Origin of the sequence: Streptomyces tsukubensis (genome assembly GCF_003932715.1) — a bacterium.
GTDB classification, from domain to species: Bacteria; Actinomycetota; Actinomycetes; order Streptomycetales; family Streptomycetaceae; genus Streptomyces; species Streptomyces tsukubensis.
The window spans coordinates 890,212-912,165 of the sequence record NZ_CP020700.1; the positions used below are offsets into that span (position 1 = coordinate 890,212).

Here is a 21,954-nt window from a genome sequence, read left to right on the forward strand (position 1 = left end):
CCCAGCGGGTTCCCGGCGGCAGGGGCAGGAGCTACCGATCAGGACCTCGCAGTCGCACCGTATCCGCACGCCGAACCGCCGGACCGCTCCGCCCTACGCGGAGCCGGTCCGCATCCGCCGAGCCGAGCCCGTCGCGCCGTATCCGTCGCGCCGGCCCGTCCCCGAGGAGCGACCGTATGTCCCCCAAGGCATCCGTCAGGCTGCCGCTGTCGGCGGCACAGCGCGAGATCTGGCTGGCCCACACGCTGGATCCGTCCGGCCGCAGCTACAACTTCGGCGAGTACCGGGAGCTGCGCGGCCGGGTCGATCCGGAGCTGGTCCGGGCCGCGTTCCGGCAGCTCGCCGTGGAGACCGACGCGATGCGGATCCGGGGTGTCGGCGCGGACGGCGACGGCCCCTGGCAGACCCTGCACGCCGACCCGGGCGACCAGGAGCCGGCACTGGTGGACCTCAGCGGCGCCGAGGACCCGGCCGCCGCGGCCCGCGACTGGATGGCAGCCGAGCTCGCCCGCCCGTTCGATCTGGCGGCGGACTGGCTGACCCGGCACGCCCTGGTGAAGGCCGGTGAGGAGCTGTGGTTCTCCTTCCTCGGTGTCCACCATCTGGTCAACGACGGCGCCGGGCAGTCCCTGCTGGGCGCCCGGCTGGTGGAGCTGTACGAGGACGCGGCGGCCGGGGAGCCGTGGCGTCCGTCGCCGTTCGGTTCGCTGGCGGAGCTGCTCGCCGAGGAGACCGGGTACCTGGAGTCGCCGCAGGCGGCGGAGGACCGGGCGTACTGGGTCGCGAAGACGGCGGACCCGCCGCCGGCCGCGCGGATCGCCGGGGGGCGCTCGGCGCCCGTACCGCCCGGTTCGCTGCCGTTCGTACGGCGTACGGTGACCCTCCCCGCGACGTACACCCGGCAGTTGCGGGAGGTGGCCCGCGCGCACGGGGCACCGTGGACGAGGGCGGTGATCGCCCTGGTCGCCGCCTATGTCCACCAGGCCTCCGGAACGGACGCCGAGGAGCTGACGCTGGCGCTGCCGGTACGGGCGCGGATCGGGGAGAGGGCCCGCAGCACCCCGGCGATGATGTCGAACATCATTCCGCTGCGGCTGCCGGTGCCCGCGGGCGGCACCCTGGCGGGGCTGCTGGGGGCGGTGGTGACGGAGGTCCGGCAGGGGTTGCGGCGGCAGCGGACCCGGTTCGAGGAGTTCGGCCCGGAGGGCGCGCCCGGGCGGCCGCCGGTCTCGCTGCAGCTGAACATCATGGCGTTCGCACCGGGCATGAGGTTCTTCGGTGTGCCGGCCACCCAGCACAACCTCAGTAACGGGCCGGTGGACGGGCTGGCGGTCGCGGTCTACGACCTGGGGCCGGAGGACGGGCTGCGGATCGACTTCGACGCGGCGCCGGAGTCCTGCGATACGGCCGCCGTCGCCGCGCACCAGGACCGTTTCGTACGGTTCGTGGGCACCGCCCTCGCCGCGCCCGAGGAGCCGCTGTCCGCGCTGGAGCTGATGGACGAGGGCGAGCGGCGGCTCGTGCTGCACGAGTGGACGGGGGTGACGGCTCCGGTCGACGAGCGGCCGCTGACGGAGCGGTTCGAGGAGCAGGCCCGGATCCGCCCCGACGCGATCGCCGTGGTCTTCGGCGAGGACCATCTCACCTACGGCCGTCTGGACACCGAGGCGAACCGGCTGGCCCACCATCTGCGGGACACCACCGGACTGGGCCGCGGCGACCTCGCGGGCATCCTCGTCGACCGCTCACTGCCCCTGGCCACCGCCATCCTCGCCGTACTCAAAACCGGCGCCGCCTACACCCTCCTCGACCCCGACTACCCCGATCTGCGACTCACCGGGATCGCAGCCGACGCCGGGATCGCCGCGCTGGTGACGACGGAGGGGTACGCCCACCGGGTGCCGGGGCCCTGGCCGGTGGTACGGGTCGACTCCGAGGCCCCGGCAATCGCGGAGCGGCCGGGCACTCGCCCGGAATCGGTGCTGACGGGGGACGACTCCGCCTGTGTGATGTTCACTTCGGGGTCGACGGGACGCCCCAAGGGGATCCTCTCCTCCCACCGGAACCTCACCTCCACCGTCACCGGGCAGACCTACTGCACCTTCGGCCCCGGCGAGACCTTCCTCCAATGCTCACCCGTCTCCTGGGACGCCTTCAGCCTCGAATTCTGGGGCGCCCTCCTCCACGGCGGCACCACCGTCCTCCAACCAGGACAACGACCCGAACCCGCCCTCATCGCCCACCTCACCCCCCACCACCACATCACCATGCTCCAACTCTCCTCCAGCCTCTTCAACTACCTCACCGACGAACACCCCACCACCTTCACCACCACCCACACCGTCTACACCGGCGGCGAACCCGCCTCCCCCACCCACATCCACACCCTCCAACAACACCACCCCCACCTCACCATCACCAACGGCTACGGACCCGCCGAATCCCTCGGCTTCACCACCACCCACACCATCCCCCAACCCACCACCAACAACCCCACCACCCAACCCACACCCATCGGCACCCCCCTCACCAACAAACACGCCTACATCCTCGACCACCACCTCCAACCCGTCCCCCCAGGCACCACCGGCGAGCTCTACCTCACCGGCCACGGCATCGCCCACGGCTACCTCACCCAACCCACCACCACCGCCACCCGCTTCACCCCCAACCCCTACGGACCCCCCGGCACCCGCCTCTACCGCACCGGCGACCAAGCCCACTGGGACACCCACGGCAACCTCCACTACACCGGCCGCACCGACACCCAAATCAAAATCCGCGGCTTCCGCATCGAACCCACCGAAATCGAAAACACCCTCACCACCCACCCCCACATCACCCAAGCCACCACCACCCACACCAACAACCAACTCACCGCCCACATCACCACCACCCCCAACACCACCACCACACCCCACGACATCCGCACCTACCTCCGCCAACACCTCCCCGACCACCTCATCCCCACCCACATCACCACCCACCACCAACTCCCCCTCACCCCCAACGGCAAAATCGACAAACGCGCACTGTCCCGGTTCGCCGCTCCCCCGGCCGAGGAGGGCGGACGGACGGCCGGCACTCCGCTGGAGGAGATCGTCTGCGCCCTCTTCGCGGAGGTGCTGGACCTCGCGGAACCGCCGTCCGCGGAAGCCGACTTCTTCACCCTCGGCGGCCACTCCCTGCTCGCCGCCAAGCTCGCCAACCGGCTCTCGTCGGCGCTGGACGCCCCGCTGGGCCTGCCCGACGTCTTCCGCCGGCCCACCCCGGCCCGGCTCGCCGAACAGCTTGCGGAGCTGACCGGACGGGGCGCCGCACCGGCGCCGCCCGCGGTCGCAGGACCGCGGCCCGAGCGGCTTCCGCTGTCCTTCGCCCAGCAACGGCTATGGCTGGTGAACGGGCTCGAAGCCGGGGGGACGGCCTACAACGTCCCCCTGTCGGTCCGGCTGGAAGGGCCGCTGGACCCGGCCGCGCTACGGGCCGCCGTCCGCGATGTGATGGAGCGTCATGAACCGTTGCGGACCCGGATCACCGTCCTGGACGGCGAACCCTGCCAGCTGGTGGACCCGGTGGGAGCGGCACCCTTCGAGGTCCGCGATATCGCCCCGGATGCGGTGGAGCCGGAGCTGACGGCCGCCGCCGGACATGTCTTCGACCTCGCGGCGGAGGCCCCGCTGCGGGTGACGCTGCTGCGCACCGGCCCGGAGTCGGCCGTGCTGCTGGTGCTGCTGCACCACATCGCCACGGACGGGCAGTCGCTGGGCCCGCTGTTCGCGGACCTCTCAGCGGCGTACGCGGCCCGGCTCGCCGGACGGAGCCCCGACCCGGCGCCGATTCCCCTCGCCTACGCCGATCATGCGCTGTGGCAGCGGTCCGCACTGACCGGTCCGGTGCTGGACGGGCAGCTCGCGTACTGGCGGCGGGCCCTCGCGGAGCTGCCGCAGGAACTGGGCCTGGTGCACGACCGGCCCCGGCCGCCGGCCGCCGGGGGGCGCGGCGGTGCCGTGGCGGTGGACTTCGGCGCGGACCTCGGCCGCCGGATCTCCGGGCTGGCCCGCGCCGAACGGTGCACGCCCTTCATGGTGGTGCAGGCGGCGCTGGCCGCCACCCTGACCCGGCTGGGCGCGGGCACCGATATTCCGCTGGGCTCCCCCGTGGCGGGCCGTGCGCACACCGGCCTTGCGGGGCTGGTGGGGTTCTTCGTCAATACGCTGGTGCTGCGGACGGACACCTCCGGCGATCCGGAGTTCCGGGCGCTGCTGCGCCGGGTCCGCGATACGGACCTGGACGCCTTCGCGCATCAGGACGCCCCGTTCGACCTCGTCCTGGAGGCCGTCAATCCGCAGCGGTCACTGGCCCGGCATCCGCTGTTCCAGGTCTGTCTGGCGGTGGAGAACGGTCCGGCGCCGACGCCCGACTTCCCCGGGGTACGGAGCGGACCGGTCGTGCCGGTGGCGACCGGGGCGGTCAAGTTCGACCTGGAGTTCCTGCTGCACACCGGCGGTGCCGACGGCGGGCCGGACGGTCTTGCGGGCACCGTGCTGTACAGCCACGACGTCTTCGAGCGGGCATCCGTCGAGCGGATCACCGGAATGCTGCGGCGGACGCTGGAGCAGGCCGTCGAAGCGCCGGAGCTGCGGCTGTCCCGGCTGGACCCGATGTCCGCGCGGGACCGGCACCGGGTGCTGCACGAGTGGACGGGGGTGACGGCTCCGGTCGACGAGCGGCCGCTGACCGAACGGTTCGAGGAGCAGGCCCGGATCCGCCCCGACGCGATCGCCGTGGTCTTCGGCGAGGACCATCTCACCTACGGCCGTCTGGACACCGAGGCGAACCGGCTGGCCCACCATCTGCGGGACACCACCGGACTGGGCCGCGGCGACCTCGCGGGCATCCTCGTCGACCGCTCACTCCCCCTCGCCACCGCCATCCTCGCCGTACTCAAAACCGGCGCCGCCTACACCCTCCTCGACCCCGACTACCCCGATCTACGACTCACCCGGACCGGGACCGACGCAGGCATCACGGCCCTTCTGACCGCCGGGGAACAGTGCGGCAGACTCACCGGGCCGTGGCCCGAGGTCCCCTTCGACCGCCTCCAGCTGCCGGAACTGCCCGACAACGCGCCGGGCATCGCCATCGGCCCCGAGGATCCCGCCTGTGTGATGTTCACTTCGGGGTCGACGGGACGCCCCAAGGGGATCCTCTCCTCCCACCGGAACCTCACCTCCACCGTCACCGGGCAGACCTACTGCACCTTCGGCCCCGGCGAGACCTTCCTCCAATGCTCACCCGTCTCCTGGGACGCCTTCAGCCTCGAATTCTGGGGCGCCCTCCTCCACGGCGGCACCACCGTCCTCCAACCAGGACAACGACCCGAACCCGCCCTCATCGCCCACCTCACCCCCCACCACCACATCACCATGCTCCAACTCTCCTCCAGCCTCTTCAACTACCTCACCGACGAACACCCCACCACCTTCACCACCACCCACACCGTCTACACCGGCGGCGAACCCGCCTCCCCCACCCACATCCACACCCTCCAACAACACCACCCCCACCTCACCATCACCAACGGCTACGGACCCGCCGAATCCCTCGGCTTCACCACCACCCACACCATCCCCCAACCCACCACCAACAACCCCACCACCCAACCCACACCCATCGGCACCCCCCTCACCAACAAACACGCCTACATCCTCGACCACCACCTCCAACCCGTCCCCCCAGGCACCACCGGCGAGCTCTACCTCACCGGCCACGGCATCGCCCACGGCTACCTCACCCAACCCACCACCACCGCCACCCGCTTCACCCCCAACCCCTACGGACCCCCCGGCACCCGCCTCTACCGCACCGGCGACCAAGCCCACTGGGACACCCACGGCAACCTCCACTACACCGGCCGCACCGACACCCAAATCAAAATCCGCGGCTTCCGCATCGAACCCACCGAAATCGAAAACACCCTCACCACCCACCCCCACATCACCCAAGCCACCACCACCCACACCAACAACCAACTCACCGCCCACATCACCACCACCCCCAACACCACCACCACACCCCACGACATCCGCACCTACCTCCGCCAACACCTCCCCGACCACCTCATCCCCACCCACATCACCACCCACCACCAACTCCCCCTCACCCCCAACGGCAAAATCGACAAACGCGCACTGTCCCGGTTCGCCGCTCCCCCGGCCGAGGAGGGCGGACGGACGGCCGGCACTCCGCTGGAGGAGATCGTCTGCGCCCTCTTCGCGGAGGTGCTGGACCTCGCGGAACCGCCGTCCGCGGAAGCCGACTTCTTCACCCTCGGCGGCCACTCCCTGCTCGCCGCCAAGCTCGCCAACCGCCTCGGCCGCGCCCTGGAGCTGAAACTCACCCTCCGGGACGTGTTCCGGCACCCCACGCCCGCCCGGCTGGCCACGCATATCGAAACCCGCCCGGCCGACACCACGACCGCCCCCGAACCGCGCCGCGCCAGGCCCGTCCTGCGCCGCCGCACCGACCAGGAACGGATCACCTCATGACCGACGGGACCTTCCCCCTCCCCAACGCCGACGACATCGTCTGGGACCTCCCCGGCGACGGACCGCAGCGCACCGCACTGCTGGTCCTGCCGCACGCGGGCGGCAACGCCCACGCCTACTCCGCATGGCGGGACCGGCTCCCGGCGGACGTACGGCTGCTGATCGGCCAGTACCCGGGCCGGGGTGCCCGCTACGCCGAGGAACTCCCCACGACCATCGCGGATCTGGCCGGGCCGGTGGCGGCGGCGCTCCCCGATGATCTCCCGGACGATCTGGTGGTCCTCGGCCACAGCATGGGCTCGCTGGTCGCCTTCGAGGTGGTACGGCGGCTCGCCGCGGCCGGGCGGCCGGCCCGGGCCCTGGTGGCCTCGGCCTGCCGGGCCCCGTTCCTGCCGAACCCCAGCGCGGTGTATCCGGAGCGCCTCGACGACGACCAGCTCGTCGCCGCCATCAAGGAGCGGGGCGGTACCGACGACGGGATCCTCGACGAACCCGAGCTGCGCGAGATCGTCATCCCGTCGATCCGCGCCGACTTCGCCATCGACGACGTGTACCGGTGCACCGCCGACGAGGCCTCGGTCGACTGCCCGGTCACCGTCATCGGCGGCGATCAGGACCCCGTGGTGCCGGTCACGGCACTGGGCCGCTGGGCCGAGATCACCGCGGCCGGGTTCGCGGAGCACGTGCTGCCCGGCGGCCACTTCTACTTCCAGCAGCAGCTGCCCGCCTTCTTCGCCCTGCTGGACACCGTGCTCGCGCCCGCGCCCGGCGCGCTCGCCGCCTCCGCCGCCTGACCACCCCCGGCGCCGTACCCCTCAACCCCGCCCCACCTACCGATGCAGAGGACTGTTCCGATGACGACCTTCGCCGACGCCCCCGTCCTGGGCGGACTGAACGTGATCCGCGAGCCGGGCAGGCCCGCCGTCGTGATCACCCCCGGCCACGGCTCCGCCGAGGCCGCCGCCGCCTGGCTGACCGAGCACCGGGCCGCCGTCCAGGCCGAGCTGCACCGCTCCGGCGCGGTGCTGCTGCGCGGGCTGCCCATCCATGACGCGGCCTCCTTCGCCACCGCCCGCGACGCACTCGTCGAACAGCGCGCCGGATACAAGGAGAAGGCGACCCCGCGCACCGACTTCGGCGAGGGGGTGTTCTCCTCCACCGATCTCCCGGCCGCCCAGCCGATCAGACTGCACAACGAGAACAGCTACACCCTGGACTTCCCGGGGGTGCTGCTCTTCGGCTGCATCACCGCCCCCGAGGAGGGCGGGGCCACCACCGTCGGAGATATGCGGGAGGCGCTGAGACTGCTCCCGGACGGGCTGCGGGCCAGGTTCGAGGAGGCCGGCTGGCTGCTCGTGCGGAACTACTCCGAACTGGCCGGCCTGCCCTGGTACACGACCTTCGCGACGGAGGACCGGGCGGTCGCGGAGGCCTACTGCGACGAGAACACCATCGGGTACGAGTGGCTCGACGACGACTCCCTGATCACCCGGCAGCGCCGCTCGGCGGTGATCACGCACCCGGTGACCGGGGAGCGGGTCTGGTTCAACCACTTCGCGTTCTGGAACAGCCGCACCCTCGACCCGGACGTCCGCGAGGTGCTGGAGGAGACGTACGGCCCGGACGGACTCCCCTTCAACACCTATCTGGGCGACGGAACCCGGCTCACGGACGCCGAGGTCGACGCCGTCAACGAGGTCTACGACCGGGTCACGGTCCGCGAGAGCTGGCAGCGGGGCGATCTGATGCTGGTGGACAACATCCTCTGCGCCCACGGGCGGGAGGCCTTCACCGGCGACCGGAAGATCCTCGTCGCCATGGGCGAACCGGTCGCGCTCGCCGACTGCTCCCCCGCCACCCAGCCGTCCACCACCGTCCACGGGGAGTGAGCACCGCCATGACCGCAGTCCTGCCCGAGCGCACCCGCCCCCTCGCCGCCCCTGCACCGCACGATCTGCTGGAGCGGCTCGCCGCCGCCCCCGGCGGCCGTACCGCCGTGATCGCCGCCGACCACGAGCTGACCTTCGACGAACTCCGCACCGGCGCCATGCGGATCGCGGCCGGGCTCGCCGCCCACGGCGTGGGCCCCGAATCCGTCGTCGCGCTCTGCCTGCCGCGCGGCGCGGCGCTGGTCACCGCACTGATCGGCACCCTCACCGCGGGCGCCGCCTATCTCCCCGTGGACCCGAAGCTGCCCGCCGAACGGCGCCGCTATCTGGTGACGGACTCCGGCGCCGACGCCGTGATCACCCTCGACGGCGGACCGGACGGCGCGCTCCCGGCCGGGGTGCCCCGGCTCGGCCTCGCGGAACTGCTCTCCGGAGACGCCCCCGGCCCCGGCTACCGGCCGGTCCCGGTGACCGCGGACACCCTCGCGTACGTCATCTACACCTCGGGCTCGACGGGCCGCCCCAAGGGCGTCGAAATCGCCCGGGGCGCGGCGGCCCGGCTGCTCACCGAGCTGGAGGACACGGGGATCGCGACGGGCGACGGCGCCCGGGTGGGCTGGAACGCCTCCCCGTCCTTCGACGCCTCCGTACAGCAGTGGGTCCGGGTCTGCCGCGGCGACACCCTCGTCATGGTCGACGACGAGACCCGCGCCGACCCCGCACTGCTCGCCGCGTTCACCGACGAGCAGTCCCTCACCGATCTCGACCTCACTCCCTCGCACGCCGAACCGCTGCTGGACCTGCTCTCCGCCGACGGCGGGCCGCGTCCGCTGACCCTGCTGATCGGCGGCGAGGCGATCGGCCCCGCCCTCTGGTCCCGGATCGCGGAGCTGACCGCGGCGGGCACGGTCCGTGCCGTCAATCTGTACGGCCCCACCGAGTGCACCGTGGACGCCACCGCCGGGTGGATCGAACCCGCCGGGCGGACCCCGCACATCGGCGGTGTGCTGCCCGGGCTGCGGATGCGGGTGCTGGACGAGAAGCTGGCGCCCGTCGGCACCGAAGGGACCGGCGAACTGTATCTGGCCGGGCCCCGGGTGGGCCGCGGCTACCGCAACCGGCCCGGTCTCACCGCCGAACGGTTCACCGCCGACACCGGTCCCGACGCCGAACCCGGCGGGCGGATGTACCGCACCGGAGATCTGGTACGACTCCTCCCCGACGGCCGGCTCGACTGTCTCGGCCGGGCCGACGGCCAGGTGAAGCTGCGGGGCTTCCGGATCGAACTCCCCGAGATCGAAGCCGCCATGACCGCCCACGGCTCCGTCACCGAGGCCGTCGCCGTCCTCCGGGACGACGTCCACGGCGCTCCCGGCATCGTCGGCTACTACCGGGCCGCGGCACCGGTCACCGAGACGGCACTCACGGAGCTGCTGGCGGCTTCGCTGCCCGCGTACATGGTGCCCTCCGTGCTGGTCGCCGTGGACCGCTTCCCGACCACCGTCAACGGCAAGCTGGACCGGGCCGCGCTGCCCGCACCACCGTCAGGCGCCCCGGCCCCGGCCGTCGCGGACAGCGGTCTCTCGGCCTCGGAGCGGCTGATCGGGGACGTGTGGACGACCGTCCTGCGGGCGTCGTCCGTCGGCCCCGACGACAACTTCTTCAAGCTGGGCGGCCATTCGCTGCTGGCCATCAAGCTGGTGTCGCGGGTCCGGTCCGAGCTGGGCGTGGCCCTGCCGGTGAAGGCCGTCTACGCCCATCCGCGGCTGCGGGACCTCGCCGCGCACATCGACGGGCTCGTCGCAGCCCAGGACGGATGAGGACACTTCCGTGAACCCATTGTCGTTCGCCCAGCGCCGTCTCTGGTTCCTGGGGCGGCTGGCGGGCCCCTCGGCCGCCTACAACGCCCCGGTAGTGCTCCGGCTGGACGGGGTGCCCGACCCGGCGGTGCTCGGCGCGGCCCTCGTCGACGTCGTCGAACGGCACGAGGTGCTGCGCACCGTACTGCCCGCGGGGCCGGACGCCGAGCCCGGGACGGAGGTACGGGACGCCTCGGCGCTGCCGCCGCCGGAGGTGGTCCACTGCCCGGCGTCCGAGGTGGAGGACCGGGTGGCCGCGTTCGTACGGGAGCCGCTCGACGTCACCGCCGGGCTCCCGCTGCGGGTCGCGCTGTTCGTCCCGCAGGACGCGGCGGCCGGGCCCGGAAGCGGAACCGACGGGGGCGATGCTGCTGACGGGCCCCGGTCCGTGCTGGTGCTGCTCGTGCATCACATCGCCACCGACGGCTGGTCCGTCCGCCCGCTGCTGCGCGATCTGGACACCGCCTGCACGGCCCGGCTCGCGGGCCGGGCGCCCGCCTGGGAGCCGCTGCCGGTCCAGTACGCCGACTACGCGCTCTGGCAGCGGGACCTGCTCGGTGACCCGGGCGATCCGGGGAGCCTCGCGGCGGAGCAGCTCGCGCACTGGCGGCGGGTACTCGACGGGGCGCCCGGGGTGACGCCCCTGCCCATGGACCGGCCGCGGCCCGCCGAACCGTCCGGGCGCGGGGCGACCCTGACCGCGCACATCCCGGCCGCCGACCACGGCGCTCTGCTGGCCGTGGCCCGGGAGCACGGGGCCAGTGCGCCGATGGTGGTACGGGCCGCCCTGGCGGCCGCGCTCTCCGCGGCCGGCTGCGGCTCCGACCTGGTGATCGGCACCCCGGTCGCGGGCCGCCCCGAGGAGGAGCTGAACGACCTCGTCGGGTTCTTCGTCAACACCCTGGCCCTGCGGACGGACGTATCGGGCGAGCCGACCCCGGCGGCGCTCGTCGAACGGGTCCGCGACGCCGATCTCATCGCGTACGAACACCAGGACCTGCCCTTCGAACTGCTGGTGGAGGAGCTGGCGCCCGAACGGTCCCTCGGCCACCATCCGCTGTTCCAGGTGATGCTGACCGTCGACGGTGCCGAGGGCCCGGAGGGCGCCAGGTCCGCCGGGCCGGTACCGCTGGGGCCGGGGCTGACCGGTGTCCAGGGCACCGCGGATCTCGCGGCCGCCAAATTCGACCTCACCTTCTTCTGCGCCCGGCTGGCGGCCCCCGACGGCTCCCCCGCCGGACTCGACCTGGCACTGGGCTACGCCGTCGACCTGTTCGACGAGGCCACGGCGGAACTGCTCCTGGACCTCTTCGTCCGGGCCCTGAAGGCCTTCGCCCACGCCCCCGGGCTGCCGCTCGGCCCGACGTCCCTGACCACTGCGGAGGAGCGGGTCGCACTGACGGCCCGTCATACGGCGGCGGTGCGGACCACCGTGACACCGCCCACCGTCCGGGCCGGTCGGCGCGATCTCGGCGCCCCCCGGGAGGAGATCCTCCGCGGGCTCTTCGCCGAAGTCCTGGGCCGCCCCCGGATCGGGCCGGACGACAGCTTCTTCCGCACCGGCGGGCATTCGCTCCTCGCGGGCAGGCTGGTCAACCGGATCCGGGCCGTCCTGGGCCTGGAGGCAGGCATCCGGGATCTGTTCCTGGCCCCCACCCCGGCGGCCCTGCACCGCAGGCTCACCGAGGCCGCCCGGACGGGAGCGGGCGCCGTGCCCCGACCCGTACCGCGGCGGATACCGGAGTCCGCACGGCCGGAGCGGCTGCCGCTGTCGGCGTCGCAGCGGGCGCTCTGGCTGCTCGCCCGGATCGACGGACCGTCCGCCGCGTACAACGCGCCGGTCGTGCTCCGGCTCGACGGTACGCCCGACCCGGCCGCACTCGGCGCGGCCCTCGCCGACGTCGTCGTACGGCACGAGGTGCTGCGCACCGCCTATCCGCAGCTCGGCGGGGAACCGTACCAGCTGATCACGGCCGATTTCGCTCCCGTCCTCGCCACCGTCCCGTGCACCGGCCCGGATGAACTCGAACGGCGGGTGGTCGAGTTCGGCCGGACACCGCTCGACCCCACCGACGGGGTCCCGCTGCGGGCGGCGCTGTTCACCACCGGCGGCGGGGGCTGCGCCCTGGTCCTGCTGGTCCACCACATCGCCGTCGACGGCTGGTCCCTCGCGCCGCTGCTGCACGATCTGGACACCGCCTACACGGCCCGGCTCGCGGGCCGGGCGCCCGCCTGGGAGCCGCTGCCGCTCGGCTATGCCGACTACGCGCTCTGGCAGCAGGAGCTGCTCGCCGAGCCGGACACCCTCCTGGACCACTGGCGGAAGGCGCTGGACGGACTGCCGGAGCGGACGGACCTGCCGTACGACCGGCCCCGGCCGGCCGAACCCACCGGCCGCGGCGGCACCGTCACCGCCCGGCTCGGCCCCGAGGCGCACAGCGGGCTGGCCGCGCTCGCCCGGGAGCGGAACGCCAGCCTGTTCATGGTGGTACGGGCGGCCCTCGCCGCCGGGCTGTCGGCGGCCGGGGCGGGCACCGACCTCGCCGTCGGCACCCCGGTGTCGGGGCGCTCCGACGCGGCGCTCCACGATCTCGTCGGCTGCTTCGTCAACTCCCTGGTGCTGCGGGCCGACACCTCCGGCGATCCCACGGCCGCGGAGCTGGTGGACCGGGTCCGGGAGGTGGACCTCGCCGCCTTCGACCATCAGGACCTGCCCTTCGAACTGCTGGTGGAGGAGTTGGGCGAGGCGTCCGGACGGGTCCTCGGCGAGCACCCCTTCTTCCGGGTGATGCTGACCGTACGGACCGCGGGTGCGGCGGTCGGCTCCGGCCCGGTCCGGCTCGGCCCGCTGACCGCCGACGCCGGGTCCGTCGATCTCGGGGCGGCGAAGTTCGATCTGAGCTTCCACTGCGAGGAGGAGGCCGACGGCGGACTGCGGCTGCTCCTCGGCTATGCGCGGGACGTGTTCGACGAGCCGACGGCCGCACTGCTGCTCGATGTGTACGGCAGGGCGCTCGCGGCGTTCGCCGCGGACGCGGGACGGCCGCTGTCCGCGCTCGGGCTGGTCACCGCGGCGGAGTCGGCGGGGCTTGCGGCCCGCAGGGAGCGGCTCGCCACGGCGGAGACGGAGGCAGCGGCGGAGGAGGCGTTCTCGCGGGCGGAGACCGGGCATCCCCGGGTGGAGCTGCTCTGCGGTCTGTTCGCGGAGGTACTCGACCGGCCGCGGGTCGGCCCCGGTGACAACTTCTTCCGCATCGGCGGGCATTCGCGGCTCGCGAGCCGGCTGGTCAACCGGATCCGGGCGGTCCTGGGCGTGGAGACGGGGATCCGTGATCTCTTCCTCGCGCCGACGCCCCTGGCGCTGCACGGGCGGCTCCCTGCGGGCCCGCTCGCCGGGGCGCGGCCGCCGCTGCGCCGTGCGGAGCGGCCCGAGCGGATCCCGCTCTCCCCTGCCCAGCGGCGGCTGTGGTTCACCGACCAGCTGGACGGGCCGTCGGCGGCGTACAACATCGCGCTGGTACGGCGGCTCGACCGGCCGCTGGACCCGGCCGTGCTCGCCGCCGCGCTCGCCGATGTCGCCGAACGGCACGAGGTGCTGCGGACCGTCTACCGGGTCGAGGGCGGGGAACCGTACCAGCTCGTCCTGGACGGGGCCCGGCCGCAGCTGGAGCTGGGCTTCCCCGTCGATCCGGCGGCCGCCGTGGACGAGGCGGCGGGCCAGGTCTTCGACCTGTCGCGCGATCTGCCGTTCCGGGCGCGGCTGTTCCTGCCCTCCGACGGCGGCGGGCAGCAGACCCTGGTACTGCTGCTGCACCACATCGCGGCCGACGGCTGGTCCGTCGACTGCCTGCTCACCGATCTGGCCGCCGCCTACACCGCCCGGGCCGCGGGCTCGGCGCCCTGCTGGGCGCCCCTGCCCGTGCAGTACGCGGACTACGCGCTCTGGCAGCGGGAGCTCCTCGGCAGCGGGCAGGAGGACCGGCTCGGTTTCTGGGAACGGACCCTCGACGGGCTGCCGCCGCTGACGGATCTGCCCGCCGCCCGGCACCGGCCACCGGTGCCCTCCGGGCGGGGCGCGGTCACCGGATTCACCGTGCCGGGGCCGGTGCGGGCCGGTCTCGAACGGATCGCCCGGTCCACCGGCAGCACCCTGTTCATGGTGGTCCACGCGGCCCTCGCGGCCGTTCTCGCGCGCTGCGGCGCCGGGCCCGACCTCGCGGTCGGCACGGTGGTCGCGGGCCGGGACGACCAGGCACTCGGCGGTCTCGTCGGCTTCTTCGTCAATACGCTGGTGCTGCGCACCGACACCTCGGGCGACCCGTCCTTCGACGGGCTGGTGCGGCGGGTGCGGGAGGCCGATCTGGCGGCCTACGCCCACCAGGACGTGCCGTTCGACCTGGTCGTCGAAGAGGTCAACCCGCACCGTTCGTCGGCCCATCATCCGCTGGTGCAGGTGATGCTGCGGGTGGACCCGGAGCCGGACGGCGGCACGGGCGGCGGGACGGACGGGCCGCTGGCGGGTGAGGCACTGCCCTTCGGATCGTCGACCGCGAAGGCGGACCTGACGTTCGCGCTGGCGGGAGGCGCCGGGCACAGCGGTCTGGACGGTGTCCTGGAGTATGCGACGGATCTGTACGAGGAAGCCGGGGCGGAGCGGCTGGCCGCCCTGCTCGTCGGCGCGCTGGCCCGGTTCGCGGCGGATCCCGGGACCCGGATCGGGGCGCTCCCGGACGGACCGGGGCGGCCGGGCCCGGGGCCTTGGGCGACCGTCGCGGGCTATCCGGTCGACCTCGGGCACGTCCGGGACGTCCTCGCCGCACGGCCCGGGGTCACCGGCGCGGAGGTCGCGGTCGACGACGGGCGGCTCACGGCCCGGCTGACGGGCGAGGTCACGGAGGCGGAGGCCCAGTCGTGGGCGGCGGAACGGCTGCCGGAGTACGCGGTGCCGGGGCTGGTCACGGTGACGCGGCCCGGTGGCGGCCGCCCTGCGGGCCCCGGGGAGCCGCCACCCGGCGACGATCGGCTGCCGCTGGTGCTGGCGCTGTTCCGGGAGGTGCTCGACGGCAAGGAGGTGACGGAGGACGCGAACTTCTTCCGCTCGGGCGGGCATTCGCTGCTGGCGGTGCGCCTGCTGAATCGCGTCCGCGCGGAGCTGGGGCGTGAGCTGACGCTGCGGGACGTGTTCCGGCATCCGACACCGGTGGCGCTGGCGGGGCTGCTGGACGCGGCGCCGGTACCGCCCGCGGTGCCCGCGTTGAGGAGGAGGGTGAGGCGGGCGCGTTGAGCCGCGGGCTCCGGTGCGGGGACTACTCAAGTGCCATGAGCTGTTGACCGTCGGCCGCGGCCCGAGTGTGGCTGTTCGCGCAGTTCCTCGCGCCCCCAAGATGCCTCCCTCCAGGCCCTCGCAGAGTCCGCCGTACCGGGGACTCGGGATTCCCAGGGCGTCAGGGGGAAGTGCCCAGGGGCGCTGGGGGTCCCCCCACGCCGCCAGGCGTAGGGGGCGGAACTGCGCGAGCAACCCATGACGGTGGTCAGTCGACCGACAACAGCTCATGGCACATGCATGGTCGCCCACCAACAGCCACCGGCAGCTTGCCCCGGCAGAGCGCGGCGCCGGAGCTGCCCCGGCAACTGCCCGGCCCGGCCCCCGCCGGCTCGTACGTTTGCTGCGCGGGCCCTTCGATCCGGCCCGTCCACCCCGCTCCCCTTCTTCCGGAGGCCACGCGATGCCCTCGACCGCTCCCACCGCCTCCACCACAACCGACGCCGGAACCGACGCCGCACCGGACGCCACGGATCCGGAGCGGGTGCCACTGTCGTACGCCCAGCGGAGGCTCTGGTTCCTTAACCGGCTTGAGGGGCCGTCCCCGACGTACAACCTGCCGCTGGTGGTCCGGCTGGACTCGGTGCCCGAGCGCGGAGCGCTGGAGGCGGCGCTGGCCGATGTGCTGGAGCGGCACGAGGTGCTGCGGACGGTGTATCCGGCGGACGAGCACGGCGAGCCGTACCAGCGGATCCTGGACGGGGCGCGCCCCGAACTCGCCGTACGGTCCTGCACGCCCGGCGAGGTGGCCGCCGAGGTGGCCCGGTTCACCGCGGGGACCTTCGATCCGGAGACCGGGCTGCCGCTGCGGGCGGCGCTGTTCCTGCCGGGCGGCGGGTCCGCCGTACTGGTGCTGCTGACCCATCACATCGCGACCGACGGCTGGTCGGTGGGCCCGCTGCTGCGGGATCTCGGCACCGCCTACGACGCCAGGACCGCCGGTGCCGGGCCGCGGTGGGAGCCGCTGCCGGTGCAGTACGCGGACTACACGCTGTGGCAGCGGGAGCTGCTCGCGGACGATACGGCGCTCGCCGCCTACTGGCGGGAGGCGCTCACCGGACTGCCGCCGCTGCTCGACCTGCCCGCCGACCGGCCGCGGCCCGTCGCGCCGAGCGGCCGGGCCCGTACCCTCACCGCCGTACTGGACCCCGCGGCGCACGCCGGGCTCTCGGCGCTGGCCACCGGGGCCGGTGCCAGTCTGCTGATGGTGGCGCGGGCCGCGCTCGGCACGGCGCTCGACGTCTGCGGCGCCGGTCCCGATACGGCCGTCGGCACACCGGTCGCGGGCCGCTCCGACGAGGCCCTGGACGAGCTGGTCGGCTTCTTCGTGAACTCCCTGGTCCTGCGGGCCGATGTCGCGGGCCCCGCGGGTCCGGAGGAGCTGGTGGCCAGGGCCCGGGACGCCGCGCTGGGGGCGTACGCCCATCAGGAGCTGCCGTTCGACCGGCTGGTGGAGCTGCTCAATCCGCGCCGGGCGCCGGGCGCGAACCCGCTGTTCCAGGTGACCCTGGCGGTGCAGGAGGCGGCGGATCCGGCGGCGGACGAGGTACGGATCGGTTCCGTGCTGCGCGGCCGGTTCGAGGAGACCGGTCTCGACGCGGCGAAGTTCGATCTCGCGGTGACCTGTGTCGCCCGCCCGGGGCACGGCGGTCTGGAGCTGTGGTGGACCTATGCCGAGGACCTCTTCGACGAGTCGACGGCGCGACTGCTTCTCGATGTGTACGTACGCGCCCTCGGCCGGTTCGCCGAGGGCGGGGACTCCCCGGTGCGGCCGGAGGAGCTGCTGCCGGAGGCGGAGCGGGCCCTGCTGGCCGCCAGGCCCGCGCGGACCGGCACGGTCCCGGACACCGATCCGGAGACGGCGGCCGATCCGAAAACCGCGGCCGATCCGGAGACGGTGGCCGTGCTCCGCCGCCTCTTCGTCGAGATCACCCGCCGCGCTTCGGTGGGCCCGGACGACAACTTCTTCGCCGTCGGCGGGCATTCCATGGCGGGCGTCCGGCTGGTGAACCGGATCCGGTCGCTCCTGGGGGTGGAGCTGCGGCTGCGGGACCTGTTCCTGGCGCCCACCCCGGCCCGCCTCGCCGCCCGGCTCGCCGCCGGGGGCACCGGGGCCCGGCCGGGGGGCGGCCGGTCCGGGCCGGCCGCCGTACCGCGGGCCGAGCGGCCCGGGCGGCTTCCGCTGTCGTACGCCCAGCGCAGACTCTGGTTCACCGGCCGGCTGGAGGGGGCGACCCGCTCGTACAACCTTCCCTTCGTGGTGCGGCTCGACCGACCGCTGGACCCGGCGGTCCTCACCGACGCTCTCGCAGACGTCGCGGAACGGCACGAGGTGCTGCGCACCGTCTACCGGGCCGACGACGGGCAGCCTTACCAAGAGGTACGGGAGCGGGTCCGGCCGGTGCTCCAGGTCGTGCGGGCCCGGCCGGAGGAGGAGGCGTCCGCCGTCGACGCGGCGGCCGGTCATGTCTTCGACCTGGCGGCCGAGATCCCGTTCCGGGCCTGTCTCGTCGAGACCGGCCCCGACGGCGGCGGGCAGATCCTCGTACTGCTGGTGCACCACATCGCGGCCGACGGCTGGTCCGCGGGGCCGCTGCTGGCCGATCTCGCCGCCGCCTGCACGGCCCGGCTGGGCGGGGCGGCCCCCCGCTGGGATCCGCTGCCCGTGCAGTACGCCGACTACACCCTGTGGGAACGGCAGCTGCTGTCCGGGCCCGGAGCGGCGGCGCAGCGGGCCTACTGGCGCGACCGGCTGGCGGGGGCACCGCCCGTACTGGAACTCACCCCGGCGCGGACCCGTCCCGCGGAGGCCACGCACCGGGGCGCGGCCGCCGTCGTCCCTCCTCTGGACGCGGCCGTCCACACCGCTCTCGACCGGCTGGCCCTGGCGCACGGCGCGACCCTGCTGATGGTGGTGCAGGCGGCGTTGGCCGCGGTGCTGACCCGGCACGGCGCGGGCACCGACCTGCCGCTGGGGACGGTGGTCGCGGGCCGGGACGACCAGGCCCTGGAGCAGTTGGTGGGCTTCTTCGTCAACACGCTCGTGCTGCGGACCGACACCTCGGGCAACCCGTCCTTCACGGAGCTGCTGGAGCGGGTCAGGGAGACCGATCTCGCGGCCTTCGCACATCAGCAGCTCCCCTTCGACCTGGTGGTGGAGGAGCTCAATCCGGTACGGTCCACGGCCCACCACCCGCTGGTGCAGGTGATGGTGCAGGTCCATCCGGCGGAGCGGGCGCCCGTGCCGGGTTCGCCGCTGTCCGGCACTCCGGTGCCCGCCGCCTCCGGCTTCACCAAGTTCGACCTCACGCTGGCGCTGCGCGAAACCCGGGACGCCTCGGGTGCCCCGGCCGGTCTGGAGGGCGTACTCGAATACGCGCTGGACCTCTACGACACGGACACCGCGGCCCAGTTGGCGGCGCATGTGGCGCGGCTGCTGCGGGTGGTGGCCGGTGCTCCGGACATCCGGATCGGTGACGTACCGCTGCTCTCCGGGGAGGAGGCCGGGCGGCTGCTGGTGGAGTACAACGCCACCGAGGTGCCGCGGGTGCTGCCGGGGCTGGTGCACGAGCGGTTCGAGGAGCAGGCCCGCCGTACGCCGCTCGCGGTCGCGGTCCGCTACGGGGACGAGACGCTGACCTTCGCCGAGCTGAACCGGCGGGCGAATGCGTTGGCGCACCGGCTGATCGGCGCGGGGACGGCGCCGCACGGCGCGGTGGGGCTGCTCCTGGACCGTACTCCGCTGCTGCTGGTGGCGGCGCTGGCGGCGCTGAAGTGCGGGGCGGCGTACGTACCGCTGGACCCGCGGCTGCCGGACACCCGGATCGCGATGATCATGGAGGATACGGGTGCTCGGGTCCTCGTCACCGAGGAGGCGTACGCCTCGGCGGAGCCGGTGGCCCGGCAGCTGGCGGCCGGGGTGCGGGTGCTGTCGGCGGACACCCCCGTGCCCGGCGGCCGGAGCACCGGGCCGCGGGTGGCGGTGGGCGAGGACGCCCTGATGTACGTGATGTTCACCTCGGGCTCCACGGGCCGCCCGAAGGGTGTCGGGGTCACCCACCGCAATGTGGTGGAGCTGGTCACCGACCGCTGCTTCGACCACCGCAACCACCGGCGGATGCTGGTGCATTCGGCGATCGGGTTCGACGCCTCCGTGTACGAGCTGTGGGTGCCGCTGCTGAACGGCGGGGAGCTGGTGTTCGCGCCCGGTTCCGGTACGGACCTCGCGGAGCTGGACCATGCGATCCGCTCCCACGGGGTGACCGCCGCCTACTTCACCATGGGCCTGTTCCACATCATGGCCGACGAGGGGCTGGACACGCTGAAGCTCCTGGACGAGGTGTGGACCGGCGGGGACGTGGCCTCCCCGGCCGCCCTCCAGCGGGTGCTGGACCACTGCCCGGACACGGTCCTGGTGCACAGCTACGGCCCGACGGAGACCACGTTCGCCTCGCACCACCAGCGGCTGGACACGGACTGCCGGGTGCTGCCGGGTGTGTTCCTCGGCGCCGCGCTGGACAACACCCGGGTGTACGTCCTGGACGGGGCGCTGCGGCCGGTTCCGGTGGGCGTCGCCGGGGAGATGTATCTCGCGGGCAGTCAGGTGGCCCGCGGCTATCTGGGCCGGCCGGGGCTGACCGCGGAGCGGTTCGTCGCCGATCCGTTCGCCGCCGACGGCGGCCGGATGTACCGCACGGGCGATCTGGTGCACTGGACGGCCGGTGGTGAACTGCGGTTCCTGGGGCGGGCGGACGGCCAGGTCAAACTCCGGGGCTTCCGCATCGAGCCCGGTGAGATCGAAGAGACCCTGGCCCGGCATCCGGATGTGGGACGGGCCGCGGTGGCCGTCGTCGACGACGGTCCCGGCGGTAAGCGGCTGGTGGCCTACGCGGTGCCGCGCGCCGGGCGGACCCCGACGGAGCAGGGGCTGCTGCGCTGGGCGGCCGCCGAACTCCCGGAGCACATGGTGCCGTCGGCGCTGATGCTGCTGGACGACATCCCGCTGACCGTGAACGGCAAACCGGACCGCGGGGCGCTGCCCGCGCCCGCTCCGGCCGCCGCCCCGTCGGGGCGGGCGCCGCGGACTCCGCGCGAGGAGGTGCTGTGCGGGCTGTTCGAGGAGATCCTCGGGGTGACGGGTGTCGGCATCGACGACAGTTTCTTCGCCCTGGGCGGGCATTCGCTGCTGGGAGTCCGGCTGGTGAGCCGGACGCGGACGGCGCTCGGGCTGGAGCTGGGCGTCCGGGACCTGTTCCGCACGCCGACGGTCGCGGGGCTGCTCGCGGACGAACCGTCGGGCTTCGACCCGATGGGCGTCCTGCTGCCGCTCCAGCCCGGCGGCACCCGGCGGCCGCTGTTCGCACTGCACCCCGGCACCGGCGTCGGCTGGACGTACGTGGGGCTGGCCCGGCATCTGGGCCCGGACCAGCCGCTGTACGCGATCCAGGCCAGGGCGCTGTCGGAGCTGGGGCACAGTCCGGAATCGGTCGAGGAGATGGCCCGCGAGTATCTGGAGCACATCCGGCGGATCCAGCCGCAGGGCCCGTACCGCTTCCTCGGCTGGTCGTTCGGCGGCACCCTGGCCCATGCGCTGGCGGTGATGCTGGCGGAGCAGGGCGAACGGACCGAGCTGCTGGCGATGATGGACGTCCATCTGCAGCCGACCGAGCCCGAACGGCACCGGATGACCCCGGCGGAGAAGCGGGAGATGCTGGTCGGCGACGCGACCGACGAGCCCGAGGACGCGCCCTTCGACGTGGCGGGGCTGATCGGGCTGGTCCGGGAGACCGATCCGGTGCTGGGCGGTTTCTCCGACGACGAGATCCGTTCGGTGATCGGCGCCTCCATCGACCATGCGGAAATCGTGAAACTCTATGCGCCCCGTCCGGTGAAGACACAGATGCTGTTCTTCGCGGCCCGGGGAGAGGGCGCCCCTGAGAGCACTCTTTCACAATCCTGGATTCCCTATGTCGACGGCACCGTCGAACAGCACACCATCGGGGTCATCCACACCAGGATGGGCGAGCCCGAACCCCTGGAAAAAATCGGCCTTATCCTTTCCGACGCTTTGAGGAGCCTGTCATGACGAACTCCACCAACCCTTTCGACGACCCCGACGGCATCTTCCACGTGGTGGTCAACGACGAGGGGCAGCACGCCCTGTGGCCGGTCTTCGCGGACATCCCCGCAGGCTGGGAGGGGGTTTGGGGGCCGGGCCCGAGGGCCGGTGCGCTGGAGTACGTGGAGGCCAACTGGACCGACATCCGGCCGAAGAGCCTGCTCGCCCAGTACGCCTGACCGGGCTCCGCCCTCCCTTTCCCGAAGACCGCCGGCCG

At 73.4% G+C, this 21,954-nt stretch carries 6 protein-coding genes and 1 pseudogene; all 7 read left to right on the top strand.

Annotation, left to right across the window (positions count from 1 at the left end; translation table 11 throughout):
* The first annotated feature begins 176 nt into the window (after positions 1-176).
* The 7 genes and pseudogenes from B7R87_RS02645 to B7R87_RS02680 all read left to right on the top strand — a co-directional run bounded on the left by B7R87_RS02645 (position 177) and on the right by B7R87_RS02680 (position 21,916).
* Complete coding sequence (locus B7R87_RS02645; protein WP_157997762.1) at positions 177-6,548, top strand: non-ribosomal peptide synthetase; 6,372 nt, start codon at positions 177-179, stop codon at positions 6,546-6,548.
* Positions 6,545-7,342 carry a thioesterase II family protein gene (locus tag B7R87_RS02650; RefSeq protein ID WP_006350635.1) on the top strand — a complete coding sequence of 266 codons (798 nt, stop codon included), beginning with the start codon at positions 6,545-6,547 and terminating at the stop codon, positions 7,340-7,342. Before B7R87_RS02645 ends, B7R87_RS02650 begins: the two co-directional genes overlap by 4 nt.
* Before the next feature lie 60 nt (positions 7,343-7,402).
* Positions 7,403-8,437 carry a TauD/TfdA family dioxygenase gene (locus B7R87_RS02655; RefSeq protein ID WP_006350634.1) on the top strand — a complete coding sequence of 345 codons (1,035 nt, stop codon included), beginning with the start codon at positions 7,403-7,405 and terminating at the stop codon, positions 8,435-8,437.
* An 8-nt stretch (positions 8,438-8,445) separates the two neighbouring features.
* Positions 8,446-10,257, top strand: a complete 1,812-nt coding sequence (locus tag B7R87_RS02660) for a non-ribosomal peptide synthetase (RefSeq protein ID WP_006350633.1) — start codon at positions 8,446-8,448, stop codon at positions 10,255-10,257.
* A 10-nt stretch (positions 10,258-10,267) separates the two neighbouring features.
* Positions 10,268-15,580, top strand: a pseudogene (locus tag B7R87_RS02670) (condensation domain-containing protein); the annotation flags it as partial.
* A gap of 442 nt (positions 15,581-16,022) precedes the next feature.
* Positions 16,023-21,704 carry a non-ribosomal peptide synthetase gene (locus tag B7R87_RS02675; protein WP_157997763.1) on the top strand — a complete coding sequence of 1,894 codons (5,682 nt, stop codon included), beginning with the start codon at positions 16,023-16,025 and terminating at the stop codon, positions 21,702-21,704.
* Positions 21,701-21,916: an MbtH family protein gene (locus B7R87_RS02680; protein WP_006350627.1), complete on the top strand. Its 216-nt coding sequence runs from the start codon at positions 21,701-21,703 to the stop codon at positions 21,914-21,916. Before B7R87_RS02675 ends, B7R87_RS02680 begins: the two co-directional genes overlap by 4 nt.
* Positions 21,917-21,954: the final 38 nt, after the last annotated feature.

Coding starts and splice junctions, on each gene's coding strand:
- B7R87_RS02645 (WP_157997762.1), top strand. CDS start 177: ATGTCCCCCAAGGCATCCGTCAGGCTGCCGCTGTCGGCGGCACAGCGC.
- B7R87_RS02650 (WP_006350635.1), top strand. CDS start 6,545: ATGACCGACGGGACCTTCCCCCTCCCCAACGCCGACGACATCGTCTGG.
- B7R87_RS02655 (WP_006350634.1), top strand. CDS start 7,403: ATGACGACCTTCGCCGACGCCCCCGTCCTGGGCGGACTGAACGTGATC.
- B7R87_RS02660 (WP_006350633.1), top strand. CDS start 8,446: ATGACCGCAGTCCTGCCCGAGCGCACCCGCCCCCTCGCCGCCCCTGCA.
- B7R87_RS02675 (WP_157997763.1), top strand. CDS start 16,023: ATGCCCTCGACCGCTCCCACCGCCTCCACCACAACCGACGCCGGAACC.
- B7R87_RS02680 (WP_006350627.1), top strand. CDS start 21,701: ATGACGAACTCCACCAACCCTTTCGACGACCCCGACGGCATCTTCCAC.